This is a genomic window from Photobacterium phosphoreum (assembly GCF_002954725.1).
GTDB classification, from domain to species: Bacteria; Pseudomonadota; Gammaproteobacteria; order Enterobacterales; family Vibrionaceae; genus Photobacterium; species Photobacterium phosphoreum.
The window spans coordinates 478,136-495,416 of record NZ_MSCQ01000002.1; the positions used below are offsets into that span (position 1 = coordinate 478,136).

16 protein-coding genes and 1 pseudogene are annotated in these 17,281 nt (G+C 38.6%); 9 read left to right on the plus strand and 8 right to left on the minus strand.

All coding sequences use genetic code 11. The features are described 5' to 3' along the window. Positions 1 to 262 precede the first annotated feature (262 nt). The 3 genes from BTO21_RS14290 to BTO21_RS14300 are packed head-to-tail and all read left to right on the plus strand — an operon-like array spanning position 263 to position 2,596. Entirely contained in the window at positions 263 to 613 is a 351-nt protein-coding gene (locus BTO21_RS14290) for a PepSY domain-containing protein (RefSeq protein ID WP_045027320.1), read from the plus strand. Continuing rightward, the gene (locus tag BTO21_RS14295; protein ID WP_045027321.1) at positions 610 to 1,269 is read left to right on the plus strand and encodes a response regulator transcription factor; all 660 of its coding nucleotides are present in this window, start codon (positions 610 to 612) and stop codon (positions 1,267 to 1,269) included. Before BTO21_RS14290 ends, BTO21_RS14295 begins: the two co-directional genes overlap by 4 nt. Then, on the plus strand, positions 1,259 to 2,596 hold the full coding sequence (locus BTO21_RS14300) for an ATP-binding protein (protein ID WP_045027323.1): 1,338 nt from the start codon (positions 1,259 to 1,261) through the stop codon (positions 2,594 to 2,596). The genes BTO21_RS14295 and BTO21_RS14300 overlap by 11 nt, the downstream gene beginning before the upstream one ends. A 91-nt stretch (positions 2,597 to 2,687) precedes the next feature. Here BTO21_RS14300 and BTO21_RS14305 read toward each other — a convergent pair whose 3' ends face one another. Next, positions 2,688 to 2,981 carry a hypothetical protein gene (locus tag BTO21_RS14305; protein WP_045027324.1) on the minus strand — a complete coding sequence of 98 codons (294 nt, stop codon included), beginning with the start codon at positions 2,979 to 2,981 and terminating at the stop codon, positions 2,688 to 2,690. 241 nt (positions 2,982 to 3,222) lie between these two features. On the opposite strand from BTO21_RS14305, the gene ltaE reads away from it, so the two are divergent. After that, positions 3,223 to 4,227: a low-specificity L-threonine aldolase gene (ltaE, locus tag BTO21_RS14310; RefSeq protein WP_045027434.1), complete on the plus strand. Its 1,005-nt coding sequence runs from the start codon at positions 3,223 to 3,225 to the stop codon at positions 4,225 to 4,227. 213 nt (positions 4,228 to 4,440) lie between these two features. Continuing rightward, positions 4,441 to 4,935: a hypothetical protein gene (locus tag BTO21_RS14315; protein WP_045027325.1), complete on the plus strand. Its 495-nt coding sequence runs from the start codon at positions 4,441 to 4,443 to the stop codon at positions 4,933 to 4,935. 25 nt (positions 4,936 to 4,960) lie between these two features. On the opposite strand, the gene sgrR is transcribed toward BTO21_RS14315, so the two are convergent. The 3 genes from sgrR to BTO21_RS20085 all read right to left on the minus strand — a co-directional run bounded on the left by sgrR (position 4,961) and on the right by BTO21_RS20085 (position 7,935). Next, the gene (sgrR, locus tag BTO21_RS14320; RefSeq protein WP_045027327.1) at positions 4,961 to 6,667 is read right to left on the minus strand and encodes an HTH-type transcriptional regulator SgrR; all 1,707 of its coding nucleotides are present in this window, start codon (positions 6,665 to 6,667) and stop codon (positions 4,961 to 4,963) included. Positions 6,668 to 7,244: 577 nt separating this feature from the next. Then, positions 7,245 to 7,661, minus strand: coding sequence for a lysozyme inhibitor LprI family protein (locus tag BTO21_RS14325; protein WP_045027329.1), 417 nt, complete (start codon positions 7,659 to 7,661; stop codon positions 7,245 to 7,247). 127 nt (positions 7,662 to 7,788) lie between these two features. Then, positions 7,789 to 7,935: a hypothetical protein gene (locus BTO21_RS20085; RefSeq protein ID WP_156731329.1), complete on the minus strand. Its 147-nt coding sequence runs from the start codon at positions 7,933 to 7,935 to the stop codon at positions 7,789 to 7,791. A gap of 190 nt (positions 7,936 to 8,125) precedes the next feature. Here BTO21_RS20085 and BTO21_RS14330 point away from each other — a divergent pair, with 190 nt between their 5' ends. Further along, the gene (locus tag BTO21_RS14330) at positions 8,126 to 8,575 is read left to right on the plus strand and encodes a PACE efflux transporter (protein WP_045027330.1); all 450 of its coding nucleotides are present in this window, start codon (positions 8,126 to 8,128) and stop codon (positions 8,573 to 8,575) included. A gap of 7 nt (positions 8,576 to 8,582) precedes the next feature. On the opposite strand, the gene BTO21_RS14335 is transcribed toward BTO21_RS14330, so the two are convergent. From BTO21_RS14335 to BTO21_RS14345, 3 genes and pseudogenes are all read right to left on the minus strand, one after another. Continuing rightward, the gene (locus BTO21_RS14335; protein WP_045027332.1) at positions 8,583 to 9,473 is read right to left on the minus strand and encodes a LysR family transcriptional regulator; all 891 of its coding nucleotides are present in this window, start codon (positions 9,471 to 9,473) and stop codon (positions 8,583 to 8,585) included. A 103-nt stretch (positions 9,474 to 9,576) separates the two neighbouring features. Continuing rightward, positions 9,577 to 10,011 (minus strand): carboxymuconolactone decarboxylase family protein, encoded by a 435-nt coding sequence (locus BTO21_RS14340; RefSeq protein ID WP_045027333.1) that lies wholly within the window; start codon positions 10,009 to 10,011, stop codon positions 9,577 to 9,579. Positions 10,012 to 10,160: 149 nt separating this feature from the next. Next, positions 10,161 to 10,471, minus strand: a pseudogene (locus BTO21_RS14345) (VOC family protein). Positions 10,472 to 10,734: 263 nt separating this feature from the next. On the opposite strand from BTO21_RS14345, the gene BTO21_RS14350 reads away from it, so the two are divergent. The 3 genes from BTO21_RS14350 (at position 10,735) to BTO21_RS14360 (ending at position 13,566) form a co-directional block, all read left to right on the plus strand. Continuing rightward, positions 10,735 to 11,523, plus strand: a complete 789-nt coding sequence (locus tag BTO21_RS14350; RefSeq protein ID WP_045027335.1) for a nitroreductase family protein — start codon at positions 10,735 to 10,737, stop codon at positions 11,521 to 11,523. A 358-nt stretch (positions 11,524 to 11,881) separates the two neighbouring features. After that, positions 11,882 to 13,108, plus strand: a complete 1,227-nt coding sequence (locus BTO21_RS14355; RefSeq protein ID WP_045027336.1) for a MerR family transcriptional regulator — start codon at positions 11,882 to 11,884, stop codon at positions 13,106 to 13,108. Further along, positions 13,057 to 13,566, plus strand: a complete 510-nt coding sequence (locus BTO21_RS14360) for a GNAT family N-acetyltransferase (protein ID WP_045027338.1) — start codon at positions 13,057 to 13,059, stop codon at positions 13,564 to 13,566. Before BTO21_RS14355 ends, BTO21_RS14360 begins: the two co-directional genes overlap by 52 nt. A gap of 98 nt (positions 13,567 to 13,664) precedes the next feature. Here the strand turns inward: BTO21_RS14360 and BTO21_RS14365 are convergent, their stop codons facing one another. Beyond that, the gene (locus BTO21_RS14365) at positions 13,665 to 17,000 is read right to left on the minus strand and encodes an Ig-like domain-containing protein (RefSeq protein WP_045027339.1); all 3,336 of its coding nucleotides are present in this window, start codon (positions 16,998 to 17,000) and stop codon (positions 13,665 to 13,667) included. Positions 17,001 to 17,281: the final 281 nt, after the last annotated feature.

Genomic DNA, 17,281 nt, shown 5'->3' on the forward strand with positions numbered 1-17,281 from the left:
TTAAGTAACTCAATACAGGCCTGAAAGATACGGTTATGAAGAACTAGACTAGAATCTATCTTTAATGAGGAATAATTTTACAATACTATGAAGGTCTTAATTATATGATGATTATCGCATTAGTTAGTATAAAACACTAAAGACTAACGTTATATTATAACATTAAAAATCTGAAAAAATTTAAAGGCTTACAAATCGCATAATCTATCTATAATAGCTCTATTCACTTTCCATTCATGGCGACTTGGTTACAGTTATAAATATGAAAAAACATTGCAAATATTTATATCTTATTGGATTTATCAGTATCTTTAGCTGTCGGGTTTTTGCTACCCCAACATCTGATATCGATGAACATCACGACAATGTCATGGATGCTGTAGCTCAAGGACTTATTCAACCTTTTTCTGCACTACAACATAAAGTCCACCAGCAGCTATTAGCTCGTATTATTCGCGTCGAATTAGACAAAAATGATGATGAATGGACATACGAATTAAAGCTGATAGACGGCAACAATAATATAATAAAAGTCGAGTATGAAGCCCGTACTCTTAAGATGATAGAAATAAAAGGACGTCACCTTGAAAGCGTCCTTAAGGTTCCAAAATGAAAATTCTCGTAGTTGAAGATGATATTACATTGGGTGAACAAGTTGTCACCGGTCTAGAACAAAATGGTTGGGTTGCTGAACACTCTGCCGATGGTATAGATGCGCTTTATCGTGCAACATCAGAGCCATGGGATGCGATTGTACTTGATTTAGGCTTACCCAAACTTGATGGAATTACGGTACTTAAAGGCATTCGTGAAGAAAACGTCAACTGCCCCGTTGTGATCCTTAGCGCTCGTAATGAATTAACCCAACGTGTCGATGGTTTAAATGCGGGTGCTGATGATTACTTAACCAAACCGTTTCAGATGGTAGAGTTAATTGCTCGTGTTCGTGCTCAATTACGTCGTGCGACAGGAAACGTTTCACCCGTGATTCAAGCAGGTGACTTAAGTTTAGATACTCGTACATCAAAAGTAACGTGGCAAGATCAGGTTATTGATTTAACTGCACTGGAATTTAAAGTGCTGTCGTATTTAATGCACAATACCGACAAAGTCATCTCTCGCACTGAGTTAGTTGAACATATTTATAAGCAAGATTTTGATCGTGATTCAAATACTATTGAAGTGTTCATTGGTCGTATCCGCCGTAAAATTGGTAATGATGTGATCAAGACAGTTCGTGGTCTTGGATATCGTATCAATGCTAGCTAATCCCCCTAAAAATCGTCAACCCAGTATTCGTAGCCGACTGCTCATTGCTGCTGCTGTCTGGTTATTGGCGATTACCTTATCAGCGGGCTACCTTGTCCCCAGTTTTATCAAAACCTATTTAATTGAACAAGAAAAGTCACAGCTATACCTCTACATGGATCAAATTACCGCCCAAGTAGATATTGATAAACACGGTCAATTATTTGTTGATGGTCGCCTATCAAACCCACGCTTTAATTTTCCATACAGTGGCTTATATTGGTCATTGAAACTCGATAAACAAGTATTACGCTCACGCTCGTTATGGGACACCACCATAAAAGGCAATGTTAAAAAAGGCTTTGAAGGTCCTAATAATCAATCGTTAATCGTCGTAAAGCGTAAATTTAGTCTACCTGACAGTGATCATCCTATCGAATTATCGGTGGCGGTCAATCAAGATAAGTTGCTAAAAACGTTACAACAATTAACCCATGGGTTGTGGGTCATTCTAACCATTATGGCGATTGGTATTTTAGCCCTTACTACATTACAAGTAAGCTGGTCATTATGGCCATTACGTAAACTGCGAAAAAACCTCATCGAAGTCCGTGAGGGACATTCAACAGAACTTACAGGTCTTTATCCTGTTGAAATTCAACCCGTAATAGATGATCTCAATGCTCTTTTATTTCACTATCAAGAGCTATTATTACGCGCAAGAAACCATTCGGGGAATTTGTCACATGCGTTAAAAACCCCGATTGCGGTTTTAAATAATGAAGTGTCGTTATTAGACCCAGCGACACAAGCAAAACTTGTACCGGCATTACAGCAATTACAGCAGCATATTGATTACCATTTAGGACGAGCGCGCATGGCGGGGGCTATGAATATACTGGCAGCTAAAACCGCGCTATCACATCGTATTGATGCAATCTCACTGGCAATGGATAAAGTCTATGCACATAGAGAAGTTGTGCTCGTCAATGAACTCGATAGTGATGTCGTGATTGCCGTTGAAAAAAGTGACTTAGATGAAATGATTGGTAACTTAATTGAAAATAGTTACAAATGGGCCAATAGCTTAATTCGAGTTTACCAAGAGCCTATAGTCAATGGTCATATTGTATTAGTCATCGAAGATGATGGACCGGGTATTGCGCGTGAAAAATGCAAACAAGTGCTAAAACGCGGCGTGAGACTGGATGAAAACACCCCAGGAACAGGACTTGGTCTTAATATTGTCAATGAACTGGTACACAGTTACCGAGGTGATTTAGTCTTAACTCACAGTAGCCTAGGCGGTTTAAAAGCGATGCTTTATCTGCCTATACCACGTAATTAAATTCTGAGAGATAAGCCAAGAATAAAAGCCCTACAACAAACTACCTTGTAGGGCTTAGTTCGGTTTAGACATCATATTATTTTCCTAGAATCTACAACGCACGCATTAGGATCTCAAACTCTTCTTGTGCTGATTCAATTAAACATTCAAGTTCTTTGGCATCCTGATTAGAGAGATCTAATTGCCAACATACTTGCTCTTCTTCACGACACACCAATAATGTTTTCATTCCTGCTTTATTGAACCATAATTGTGAAAACTCAGCCTCACATGAAGAATTATCATCCGTTATTTTCACCTCTAACTTCCCCGTAGGGTTCACTCGTACACATGCATTACCCTTCTGACTACCACATAACGTAAAATTTCGTTGCTCCACTAGCATCACTTGTTTCTCCCTGTATCTTATAAAATAGAGTGTTGTGCACCTAGCCACATAACACTTAATAAGTGTAGATTCATAAATCCACCTTTGAGGACTTTTTATCATTATTAATACATATATTATTTAATGTGATTGATTATTCATGCTACCTATCACGCTATAAAAGTAACAATTGCTATAGATTCCTCAAATAGTGCAGTGATATATTAAAAAAAATACAATAGGAAGATATATATAAATGATAGATTTTCGCTCAGATACGGTAACTCGCCCATCAGCAAAAATGCGTAACGTAATAGCAAATGCCCTTGTGGGTGATGATGTTTATGGTGATGACACTACCGTTAATGATCTAGAACAATGGGCTGCAAAACGTCACGGCTTTGAGGCTGCTATTTATTGTTCTTCTGGTACACAAGCCAACTTACTCGCTTTAATGGCGCATTGTGAACGTGGTGATGAATACCTTTGTGGTCAGCAAGCACATAACTATAAGTTTGAGGGCGGCGGCGCAGCAGTATTAGGCTCTATTCAGCCACAGCCGTTAGAAAACGATGCTGATGGCAGTATTCCATTCTCAAAACTAATAGCAGCAATTAAGCCACTTGATCCACACTTTGCTCGCACTAAACTACTAAGCCTTGAAAACACCATTAATGGCAAAGTGTTACCCTTAGAGTACATTCAACAAGCACGTGAGTTTGTCGATCAACATGGCTTACAAATGCACCTTGATGGCGCACGTGTTTATAATGCCGCAGTTGCCATGAACGTAGATATTACAGAGATCGTTAAATACTTTGATTCATTCACGATTTGTTTATCAAAAGGCTTAGGCGCACCTATTGGCTCTTTATTATTAGGCGATAAAACCTTAATCGCAAAAGCACGTCGCTGGCGTAAAGTCCTAGGTGGTGGTATGCGTCAAGCAGGGATTATTGCTGCGGCAGGTAAACTGGCTTTAACTGAAAATGTTAAACGTCTTGCTGACGATCACCGCAATGCACGTTATTTAGCTGAGCAGTTAAACAGTGTTACTGGCTTTAGTGTCAATCTTGATCATATTCAGACCAATATGGCGTTTGCTAAAGTGGATCAGACTATCGATCAAACACAATTGATTGAAACCTTAAAGCACCAAGGTATCTTAATCAGTGGCGGTAACCCAATGCGTTTCGTGACTCACCTTGATATCACAGCGCATGATATTGATACCTTTATCGCCGCATTAAAAAGTGCGTTATAACAGTTCATTCTTTGCTTAAAAAACGTTTTAGCCCATAGCATTATTCAATGGATATGGGCTTTAATTGTGATTTTTGATATCCATCACAACTGCGTAAATAAAATCTAAAATCATCATTCCTATCACTATGATCAACTATGCTTATAAGCACTACCGAGTATAAATAACACTCGGCATAAAATAGATATTCGCGCAATAAACAAGGATGAATATATGGATGATCTACAATTATGGTTAGCCACGATTAAAGCATGGTATCGTGAAGATAAACCCAATAACATCACATCTCTTAGCTCTATTATTGCCACAACGCCGACCGCTCTATTTACTGCATCTAAACTAAATAATCCCACAACGCATCAACACGCACACCATGATCATCAACAGGAAGAAGCCCTTGCATATTGGCTTGATGGCTGTCAAAAGATCTGTCACTTTCATAGCCAGCAGCAACCGCAACTTGCCTTTACTTATATTCAACTCCCCTATGCAAAATTACAAGCACTGGTATGTGATCCGCAACAGAGTGCGACCACTAAACGGTGGGGATTGAAAAAACTCGATACGATTATTGTTACGTTATTAGAGTTTTGCCAATGCCAGCAGCAGCATTCTCAACTACAATCTTGGCAACAGCAAAGCCGAGATTTAATTGATTTGCATGTTATCTTTATGGCAGCCCAGCAACATCTTAATCTTAAATATTAATGAGTCTCTGTAAATGGTGTTAGGGTTATGGTGTTTGAGGCTTACTCCAAACCGATTTAAAATCAAACCAGCCTAATAAATTCGATTCCATACCTTGCAGTTGAACATTATCATCCACACCTAACCAGTTATGAAATAAAGGAATGGTTTGCCCTGTTTGCGATAATGTTTGTCCAATAATATCACTAGGAAATACCATCTTAGACGTTGATCGCCACTCACTGATCACTTGCTGTAAATGTTCAAATTCATTTACAGGCATTACCCGTTGAATATGATTAAAGTTATGTAACCATCCCAAAATAGCATCGCTTCGATTACTGCCAAGGCTCATACCATTTAACCAAATATCAATTTTTTCCGCCTGTTCACCCAAAACGATATCCTCATAACTCAATTCAATAATTTTTAGTCGAATACCGTCCTTTGCTAATATCATTTCAATCAAAGAGGCAATATAAGGATAAATAGGATGTTCGTGCTGATAAGCCAACGTAACCGCCCTTTTATGGGGAATCACCACAGGCTCAGATAATTGCTGGGTATGGATCCAACCTGGTAATAATCCATAAGCATTAAATAACTTAAAATCACCGACTTTGGTTAAATCCATCTCACGCATTAAATTAAGACTGTATAAACGTGACTGAAAATAATTCAACCAATCAGTATCTTGTGCGAGGCCAGAAATACGGTTCAATAATAAAAAGGTACAGCCTTGATCCATTGATAACCGAGAGGATATATCTGCATGTCCCCCGAGTTCCTCACCTAATGTCGGTTGTAAATAACAAGCAGCAAAATCATTTAATATCCACACTTCCACCACATCACTCAGTGCTCTAAAACCAAAATAATGATCAAAGGCTTCTAACTTGAACCGTTGTTTATCATTAGCGACTACTTTATAAGGTCCTGTACCAATTGGAAACATTTCATAATCGGCTAATGTTGAGTGATTTGCAGGTTGGATCATGGCGCTAATATTGGCTAATAAATCAGGAAAGCGGTGATCGTCTTGAGATAAATGAAAATCAATAATATTGTTAAATGGTGAGGTAACGTTATCAATATGAGCAAATAAAGACAGTTGCTTAACATCTGCAAAAGTAGCAAAAATATCATTACTTTCTAACAATCGACCATCATGGAAATGAATCGCAGGTCGAAGATAAAATCGCCAATGACGAGGAGTTATTGCTTCCCACGCATGTGCAATATCACCAATCACCGTTTCCTCTTCCCCTTTTTCCTCTTTTAGCTGCGTTAAGCCACTAAAAATTTGGCGGACAAGATGTTGTTCAGAACGGCGTAAAGGCTTTAAGGGAGTGATATTTTCAAAGCGGCGATAATAAGGTAAACGGACAATTTGCTTGCCTTGATGGTGAGAAACACCCAACTGTTCTTGAATCAATTGCACCAATTTTTCAGCATTATGATCGAGGGCAACTAAAGCAGGTTCTAACTTACCGCTTGCCACTAGTTTACGGGCATGTTGTAGCTGTAACTCACTGTCTGTATTGTTAAAAATAAGTCGTGACTGTTTACCTCTCCCCACCGCAGGTTGCCAATCAATCCAACCTTCAGACACCATTTTATTGATCACCATTCGCACGTTACGGCGCGTACAAAATAGCACCTCAGCAATATCTTGTAAGTTGGTCTCCATGCTATCACCACCGAAGTGATTATAGAGTCGCTGAAATTGCAGTTTTAGACGTTGACCACTCATAAAAAGGGAACCTTATTAATTAATTTATGCTCTTTTAACTTTACTACTTTACCTTAAAATAGACGCTGTCAACACAACAACGTGTTAGTACAGAGTAAACTGCCTATGATTATTCTGTTACGTTTAATGTACTGACAAGGTTAATGAACATTGTTGTAATGCGTCCCCCTACACATTGCAACTCCTGAGTGATCATTAATAACACTGGCTGATGTTATCTCTTTATAGCATCAGCCAGTATTTCCTCTTTTTTGCTGTCAGCCGTTCGAAATTATCCCAATACTGCGATGAGATCTGGTTGTTGCACTCGATACAGGTGAAAATATACTCATATATTGATTGTTATTGATTATCACCACGCCTTAATCTATTCATCAGCAGGATGCTTTTTCCTCTTTAATTAACGGGTGCTGGTTAGTACTTAGTTTATGAGGAATAGCGGAATAACGAAGCAAACTAACATCCGTCATTGTGGACGTTGAGGCACAAAACGAGGCGGGATTGACTCACAGTGAAATCGAACGAAAAAACTCTACACAATCAGTATGTAAAGAGCTTTTATTATTAAATTTATATATTAATTCCTAGGCGGTTCAGGTAATACTGGAGGCGTGTTATTTGTATAGGTTAAGAAATGCATCCAAATATCATGGGTTCTTTCCTTGGTAAGCTGGGTTTTACAATCTAACGCCATCACATTACGGATCGTACCATCACGCCACTGGGTATAAACCGCATTACATTGCGCCTTCATATATACTTCCCAGTCTTGTTGGGCTTGATCAATCGCCTGCACCAACTTAGGATCGTCCTTATTATGCTCAACACTGGCAGTTAAATATTTCGATAATTCATCTTGCGCAGATGTTAATGTTAACGCCGCACAGTCTTTAATTTCTAACGTATTACGAAGGTTATCGCAATCTAATCCTTTTTTTGCTGCAACCGTCGGAAACGACACACAAACTAAAGCAATTAATAAGTATTTATTCATATCCCCCCCATTACATATAAACATCACAGAGCACACTACTTATAAAACCATTATAGTGCTCAGCCCTTCTTTTGCTGCCAATCATGGTTATTATCTACCACTTTTAGCGAAGAACGATAATATTGCACTAAACGAAAACCTCGTTAGCAGCAAGCGCCTTCAGGTACAATGATAGATAGATCGGTACAACTGAAGCACGACGTACACAGCGATCAATCACATGATAAAAAGGCGTTATTTGAGGCTCTATCAATTTACGTCTTGAGATTGTCATTCGCTTCACCATGAGGAACGCGCGTGATTGCAAATTGATTGATATAGTAATATTTATAGAGCTTATGCAGTGAGTAGCATTTGCTTTTTTATATCACTTAATTAAAATTGATATTTAAGCAGAAACCGTAGCTTACATTATTTGAATGATTTCTGGGGCGGACCAGATTTTTAGGCATAAGGCATGTTTAATGATTGTTCTTGCACCTCGTACCCGTAAGCTTGTTTACGCTATTTCTTTTGAAATACTTGCGATCATATTAAGTACTTTCTTATTAGCGATGCTCAACCATGGTGAATCGTCCAATTCACTGCCAGTTGCCTTTATGGTGTCAACGATAGCCTTGATTTGGAATTACGCTTTTAACTCTTGTTTTGAATTGATTGAAACTAAACTGCATATTAAAAAAAGAACCCTCGCTGTTCGATTAACCCACTCCATATTTTTTGAGATTGGGCTATTCTTATTTACCATTCCATTGTATATGTGGTGGTATAACGTTAGCTTGGTGAAAGCCATCAGTATGGAAATGGCAATCTTAGTGTTCTTCTTAATTTATACGTTTATATTTACGTTACTGTTCGATTTATTATTTCAGACAAACAACCCAATGATCGCAGCAACCACTGGCCATGAGTAGTGGTTGGTTATTGTAATTGTTCAGCTAAATAATCAAGAAACGCTCTGATCTGCGGTTTTAGATATTGGGCGCTTTTGTAAACGGCATAGATTTCACCACTGGTGTTTTCATTATGTGTTACTGTCCACTTTGGCAGCAAGACTTCTAATTGTTTGCTTTCAATATAGGGTTTAACCATCCAATCAGATAATAATAATACCCCCAGATGTTGTAATGCCGCATTTAATAATGGCGAACCACCTTTTGATGCTAAATTACCGGTTACTGATATTTTAGTTAGTGTTTTATTTGAATTAAAATACCAATTAGTTCGTTGACGTTCATGGCTGATAATTAAACAGTTATGATCTTTTAGATCTTGTGGAGTTTTTATTTGAGGATTACTTTTTATATATTCAGGTGTCGCAACTAAAGAGGTGGTGTTTGTCAGAAGGTGTCGAGCTTTAAGATTACTATCAATTGGCGTGCCGATGCGAATAGCAATATCTATATTATCACTATTTAAATCAACCAGATTATTATCTAACTCTAATTCTAATTTTATCTTAGGGTAACGTTTTAAAAAATCGGGAATTAAATTCGTCAGATAAATATTACCAAAAGTTTCAAATACTGAAATACGTAAAGCACCTTCTGGCGTATTATTATTCCCTTGCATTTCTGATAATAGATTTCGAGATTGTTCAAGTATTTTAATCGACTGTTGATAAAAATATTGACCATCTTCAGTTAATATTAATTGACGAGTACTACGTTTAAACAGGGTGGTTTTGATCTTGTTTTCAAGTTTATCAATGTTTCGTGTTACTGATGATGGAGCCATATTTAACGCTTTTGCTGCTTGTGAAAAACTTCCAGAAACAACAACTTGCTCAAATACGCCGAGTAAATCTAACATAATAATATCCTTTTTTATTAAGTATAATTTACCATATAGCACTTAAAAAATGTAAACAAAAAACCCCAATATTTAAACTAAACATTGGGGGTAAGTATTATAATTAGTGTTTCATTTTAGTTGCTAGTGCAAAGCGATTCCATGAGTTAATCATGATGATTTGCATCATCGCTTCTGCTAATTTTACTTCGCCTAATAAACTAAAGCATTCAGCATAGGTTTCATCAGTAACAGCATTATTTGAAATTAATGTCATTTCATCGGTTAATTTTAATAGAGCTCTTTCAGTATCATCAAATAAAGGTGATTCTGACCATGCAGAAATAGCGAATAGTTTTTGTTGATCGATGCCTAATTCTAATGCAGCTGTAGTGTGCATCTGAATACAATAAGCACATTTATTGATCATTGATGAGCGAATTTTAATAATTTCTTTTAATTGATTTGATAATTCAGTTTCAGCTAAGTAATTTTCAATCGTTAACATTGCGCTTAATGCTTTTGGTTGAACTTTTGCAATATCAATACGCTTATTCATAATAATACCTTTATTTTTGTTGTTTATGATTTGTTGTAAAGAGTATATTAATTATTTTTAAATGATGTAATCGATATATAAGCGTAACAGTTTTGCATAAAACGCAAAGATACAGCTGAATAGTAGGGTGATTCTGATTAAATATAGCTTTAAGCTCGGTAATTGGCGATCTCTATTAAATTACCATCAGGATCACGAAAATATATCGACATAATTTTTCCCATCGCGCCTATGCGTTCAATGGGGCCTTCAATAATGGTGACACCACATTGCTCAATATGTTGTTGAGCTTGAGTTAAATCAATGTCGATAATAAAAAATAAGTCAGCACTCCCGATATGTACGGCTTGTGCTGAGGGTTTAAATTCAGCGCCATGCCTAATACCTTCTGATAGAAATCAGCACTAATATTAATATCTTTCACCGTGAGAAATAAAAAGGAAATATTGGACAGCCAAATGTTTTGTTACATTGAGTATCTAAAAAATAAATAATTCCACAAGCAACAGACTCTTTTACCGTAAAAATCACCCCATTTTTTTACATTATTGGTGGAAAATTATGGCTGTCCTATGTTTTTTATGTTTTGGCTGTTTTTATGTATCCACCATTTTCGATAAAGTGAATATGAAAATTTTGAGTCTTTTACATACTTGCTTAACAAGCCAATAACAGGTAGAAATATGCCCAGTTATTTTTATCTATAAACAGGGTGTTTATTCCATGATTGATACACCAGAGCAACAACGTTCAAAGTTAAACGAGCATAAAAAGAAACCTAATAATGCTTTAGACGCTGAACAATATGCAGCATTAGTCCATAGCCGTCGTTCAGTACGTAAATATGATGCTGATAGTACTTTTGATCATGAAGCGGTGACGCGTGCACTTGAATTAGCCACCCTTTCACCTAACAGTTCCAATATGCAGCTCTGGACTTTCCATCGTGTTGTTACTACTGAAAAACGACAACAACTCGCTAAGTTATGCATGGGACAAAATGCAGCAAAAACTGCTCGCGAGCTAATTGTTATCACCACTACCCCATATAAGTGGAAACAACGTGCAAAAATGAACGCCGCGCAAATTCGCCAAGCCTTTGAAGGACGTGAAGATGCTACATCAAAGCGCGCTTTAAAATATTACGAAAAGCTGATCCCATTTTTATATCGCAATGATCGCTTTGGCTTACTAGGTGTAATTCGTAAAGTGATTGTGACTTATTTAGGTCGTAACAAGCCGATGGTGCGTGAAGTAAGTAAAGCAGATTTACGTGTATGTTTACATAAAAGTACATCACTTGCTGCAATGACCTTTATGACAGCAATGCGCGCTGAAGGTTATGATACCTGCCCAATGGAAGGTTTTGATTCCAAGCGTGTGAAACAACTTCTCAACTTAAATGCTAAAGATGAAATCACTATGATCATTGGTTGTGGTCCACGAGCTGAGGATGGCATTTATGGTGAACGTCATCGCGTTGATAACAGTGAAGTGATAGTAAGCCACTAACAAAAATACCACGATAAATAGCGGAAACTTAGTCATCCGCTATCCCACCTTAACCACATATGTTAATTCATTCTTCCTATATCTAAGAGCTTTAAAAATTGCCACATAAAACCAACATTGGACAGCCAAATGTTTTGTTAAATTGATTATCTAAAAAACAAATCATTCCACAAGCAACAGACTTTTTACATTATTGGTGAAAAATTATGGCTGTCCTTTGTTCTTTCCCCGGGCATTCACAGCAGGGAATGACGAGGGGGAAATTATGGGTGTCCTATGTTCTTTTCTTCTAAAATGTAGCTTGACCTGTCTAAAGCTTTATAGTTTATGATGCCGCATCTGTTGAGAGGACTTCCTTATGTACCATATTTCTGAATTAGCCCAACAAGTTAATTTAAGCCGTTCGACGCTGCTTTATTACGAAAAACTCGGATTAATTCAAGGTAAAAGGCAAACTAATGGCTATCGGTATTATTCTAACAACGATCTCCAACGCATTAGATTGTTACAGCAATTACAAGCAGGTGGACTCACCCTTAAAGAATGTCAGTCTTGTCTTGACGGTAAAATAAACCGCGACATGTTAATGGATAGATTGCACGTACTTGAGCAAGAAATCGAAACCAAACAGCATGCTAAACAGTTGCTCTCATCAATGCTGGGAATGAATGCATCATGTAATTGGCATGAAACCCTTGAACGTACAGCTCCTTTAGCGCATTTAGAATGGCTAAAACAACAAGGCTTCAATGAAAAAGAGGCTTTAAGACTCAAATGGCTCTCAAAAAACATGAATGATCATGAACAATATATGGCTGACTTTGAAAGTATTTTTTATGGGCTGGATCGGCTTGGCCCTAATGATAATGAAGACTCACTAAAAGCCCTACAGGCATTACCCATTAACACAGGTAACGCATTGGAAATTGGTTGCGGTAAGGGGCTCACGACTTACCTACTTGCTCAGCGCTCTGATTTTACATTAACGGCACTTGATAACGATGAATATCACTTAAGTTGTTTAAAAGAAAAGATAAAACATCAGCCAATTAACGATCGTATTACAACCAGTTGTAACAGCATGACGGCGATGCCATTTGAACATCAACAATTTGATGTCATTTGGTCTGAAGGCAGTGCTTATATCATGGGTGTGAAAAATGCCCTGAAACAATGGCAGCGATTTCTAAAACCTCATGGCTACTTAGTCATAAGTGATTTGGTGTGGTTAACAGATACCCCTGACGTTGAGGCATTTAAGTTTTGGCAGAAAAATTATCCCGAAATGGTCACTAAACAACAAAGAACCACAGACATAATAAAAGCGGGCTATGAGATTATTGAGAGTTTTACGCAAAGCGAGCAGTCATGGCTAAATTATTTAGAACCGCTAAAACAAAAACTTAATAACATTGATGATGACGATTATAAGTCAAATTCAGTCAATGACTTACGTCAAGAAATTCAGATTCATGATCAATACTTGGGTCAATACGGATACCAACTATTTGTATTAAAAAGCAAAGGTAACGCATGGAAATTAGAGCAGAAAAAGTATCAGACATCGAAAACATTACCGCATTAACTTATCGTACATTTGAAAACCACCCCCACCATGAACCAGGGGCAAAACCAACTGAGCATCTGATAGTTAATAGACTACGAGAAGCCAACATGCTGGCACTTTCTTTAGTTTGCGAAGATGAAAACAACATTATCGGCCATATTGCTTTTTCTCCAATCTTGATCAACGGGAAGCAATCAACTTGGTATGGATTAGGCCCACTATCAGTAACATCGGAACACCAAGGCAAAGGTATTGGTAGTGCACTGATTCGTTTCGGATTATCGCAACTAAAAGCACAAGACATTGAGGGTGTGGTATTACTTGGTGAGCCGCAATATTATGAGCGCTTTGGGTTTGAGTCACAGCCAAATTTAACATTAGCTGGTGTCCCTGCTGAATATTTTATGGCTAAGGCACTCGCAAATAACATTCCTAAAGGTGAGGTTGGCTACCACTCGGCATTTTTTGAAAGCTAACAACAAAAAAAGAACCCTACTTCAACAGCAGGGTTCTTGATTATTTACAGCTAATGTTTACCAATCAATATGAATAAAACAGTGTTATTGCTTCACCCTTATTGTGGATTAAGACCTAGCTTCTGTAGTACTAACTTAAAGTTAGCTTGACGCTCTTTAACGTTATGTACATCACCTGTTGAACAGGTTGAATCAGGACAACCGCGGTTTACAATACCCGAAACATCATCAATAAATGCTGTTCCTGTTAGATTACCATCAACGTACTTTTTAATTTCGTTGTAGTAATTCCAACCTTCGTATGGACCACCTTCATTTGAGTATTCTTGTACTGATGTTACCCAGTAGAACAAGCCTGCAATCCACTTAATTTCTTTGTTCTCTTCTGAGCTACAAATTAAGCCAGGATTAGAACAGAAATCAAGATCTGCATATAGCGGGTTCGCAGGTGGTGCTTCAACCGTTACACCGTCAATAGTTTTACCAATTGTTGCTGGATCAACGTGTGAACGACCTAAGTAGTGGTTAAGCGTACCAAAGTTCTGACGACCTGTGGTTTGAATAACACCACGTCCCCACCAGCCACAACCTTCAACACTTTCTTGGCTGCTGCCATCCCATAGGAATGTACCCGCTTTTTGACCAACGTAAATTTTACATTCATCACGTTCCCACACCTGCTTAGAGGTATCTACCTTATCAGGCACAACGTTACAGTGACCACTGTTTGTCCAACGACCTACGCTACCATTAACAAGTAAACCACGTTCGGCTAATACTGCATCTGGTGCTGCGAATACTGGCGCTGGTGCACCGTACCACTTAGCATGAGTTAAGGCGCTGACTTCCATCTTGCTATCACGAGGACAAGAGTACGCATAGTCTAACCCTGATACTGGGTTAACACCGTAATCTGCGTATTTCTGACCTAACTGACCACAACTTGCGGTCATCGGATAATCCGTTGGCGCACCGTATTTCACTTCAGACCAGTTATTCTCATCACAAGCATTGTAACGAATTGTCTCTTGCATACTTTGGGCTAAGAAAGCAGCAATGGCGACTTTAGCGTAGATGATATTCGTTGCATCATCGACTTCGTCATTCAATAACCAGAACTTATTGCCTGCAACACCAATATTGTGCATCGCATTTAGACCATCAAGGAAGTCATTCCACTTATAAACGGTCGATGGGATCCACTGTGATTGAGGTGTTTCATATAAGAAGGCTTCATTGTCCATCACGTCAGCGGCATTGGTTAACTGTTGGTTCAATGCTTCAATACGTGTTAATGCGCCTTTCTCTAATTCTTCACCGACATAGTACAGTGGCACTTTCGCCGCTTGGTAAGCTTCAATTTTACTGGTTAAATCCGCGTTATTTTCATCAAACAAAATTGCAAACACGTTGCTATGTGCAGCTTTACGAATTTGCTGCTCACTGCTGGTTTTGCCCATGAAATAGTTTGCTGCTTGTGCTGTTGGAATATTTGCCAACATCGCAGGAGTCTTCACGTAATCAGTAACTTGCTTCACGAACTCTAGCGCGTTATGCCATTGTTCAGCAGATAATGCCGCAGTAGCACTTGATTTTGTAAAGGTAACAAAGTCAGCTTTGGTTGCGCTATCCGCTTTATACAGAGCAAATGTATCCAGTAGAGCTGCGGTATAGTTAGCCGCAGCGTTCCATACTGACTGACGACCTGAATGAGTATCAAAAGCAAAATCACCAACACTTAACGTCCAACCGAACGTCGCTTGTGGCGCAACAGTTGATATGATCAAGTTGTGCGCTTGTGCCCAGCCTTTGACATCATTACTTAGTGCATTAATAGCGGTAATATCAATGTTGCTACCCGTGATATCAATCGCATTGGTTAACGCTTGTTTCACATCAATCGTACCTAATGATAAGCCTTTATCACGTGTGGCTTTATCTAGTACATCACTGCTGATAATAATTGATGCTGTACCAGCTTGTTCTGCTTTCTCAATGATAGAAACAAACGATGCAGTTAACTTATCAATATCAGCCAAGTCAGCACTGTTACTCGCAGCAATGGTTACTGTTGCAGGTGCAGTTGACGATGGGCTTGCTACCACAAACGTATTCGGCCAAGTCGCCACTTCAAGACGAACAGGATCCATTGGGTTTGGTAGTGAAAGCACTGGCGCAGTACCTGGTTCTGAACCATCACAATTTATATGCAGAGTCCATGAACTGTCGCTACCTGGTAATGTTTGCGTCCAGTAAACGGCAGAATAAGCAATATTATCATGAACCATAATGTCACCACCGCCTGCGTGATCGCCACGCGTCCAGTCTGGGTAAACATTAAACTCTTCACACAATCCACCCGGTGGTGTTACTGGTGGCTCAACAGTTTCTTCTTTGATAGTGATGTTTAAAGTGGTTGTAGAAGAAAGGTCTTGCGCATCGGTTGCGATAGCATTCAAGATTACGCTACCTGCTTGAGTCGGTTGCCAATCACAGCTAAATGCACTGACAGCTGCCGCATCAAATGTACAAATTTGTTGGTTATTGGCTTTTACAACCACTGACGTTAAATCGTTGTCGACGTCTGATGCATTAACAGTAATAGATACCTTGTCAGTTTCGTTAACAGTCGCGCCATTCACAGGCGTCATGAAGTTAACCACTGGCGCGGTAAAATCAGTATTCCCTTCAGCTTTTACCATTACAGAAACTGATTTTTGTTCGATCTTTTGGTTATCTTTATCGAAAACAAATACCTTAATCGCAACATTTCCCGCTTCATTTGGCGTCCACGTTTGCGAGTATTCTGTTTGAGTTTGATCAATAGCTTTTTGCGCCAGTTTAGTATTGTCAGCCCAAAACTCGACTTTCGATGCTAATTTACCCTCAATGCGCGTTTTAATGACGAATGCTTGATTGGCTGTTAATACCTGACCCGCAGTTGGTGAAACGATAGCAACTTCGGTGACATCAGGAACAGGTTCACCAGCACACTCGGTTAATGCCCAAAACCATGAACTTGTGCTTGGCGCTTCCCATAAACCAGGGCTATTTTGAGCAATAAAGCACTGTCCGTCATAAGAGACTATGTCGCCATTTTTAACTTGAGTTGTACCCGGAATGAAAGGAATAATACCGTCTAAATCAGGCCCTGGATTAGGATCAGGCGTTGGTTCTGGCTCAGGATCTGGATCTGGATTCGGCTCATCTGAACATTCAGCACCCTCCCAAAACCATGAACCCGCTTTTGGCGATTCCCATACACCAGGGTTATTCTTAGCAATAAAGCACTCACCGTTATAAGAAACTATATCTCCATTCTGAACTTTTGTTTCTCCCGGAACAAAAGAAACAACACCGGCGTCAGCGGCATAGATATTACCACTGAGCATAGCGCCGAATAGAGCTATTGTTATTTTATTTATTTTTTTCACAATTCAATCCCTTCCATTTTCACGCGTTCAACAAACTAAACATTGGTTATTGATACCTGAACTCCATACAACTCATCTAGAGTCACTATCTTATTTAGCATAGAGAATAAAGTGTCACAATATTCCTTAGGTCGTCACCGCAAAATATGGTGGGTTGCTCTAAGAATATGTAAGTAAAAAAAGAATGGAGAACTTATAAAGTGAGAGATTACTCAAATAAGGCTTTTTAGAAAAAACCATTTGGACAGCCAAATCTTTTAACTCTTAAATAGAAACCATTT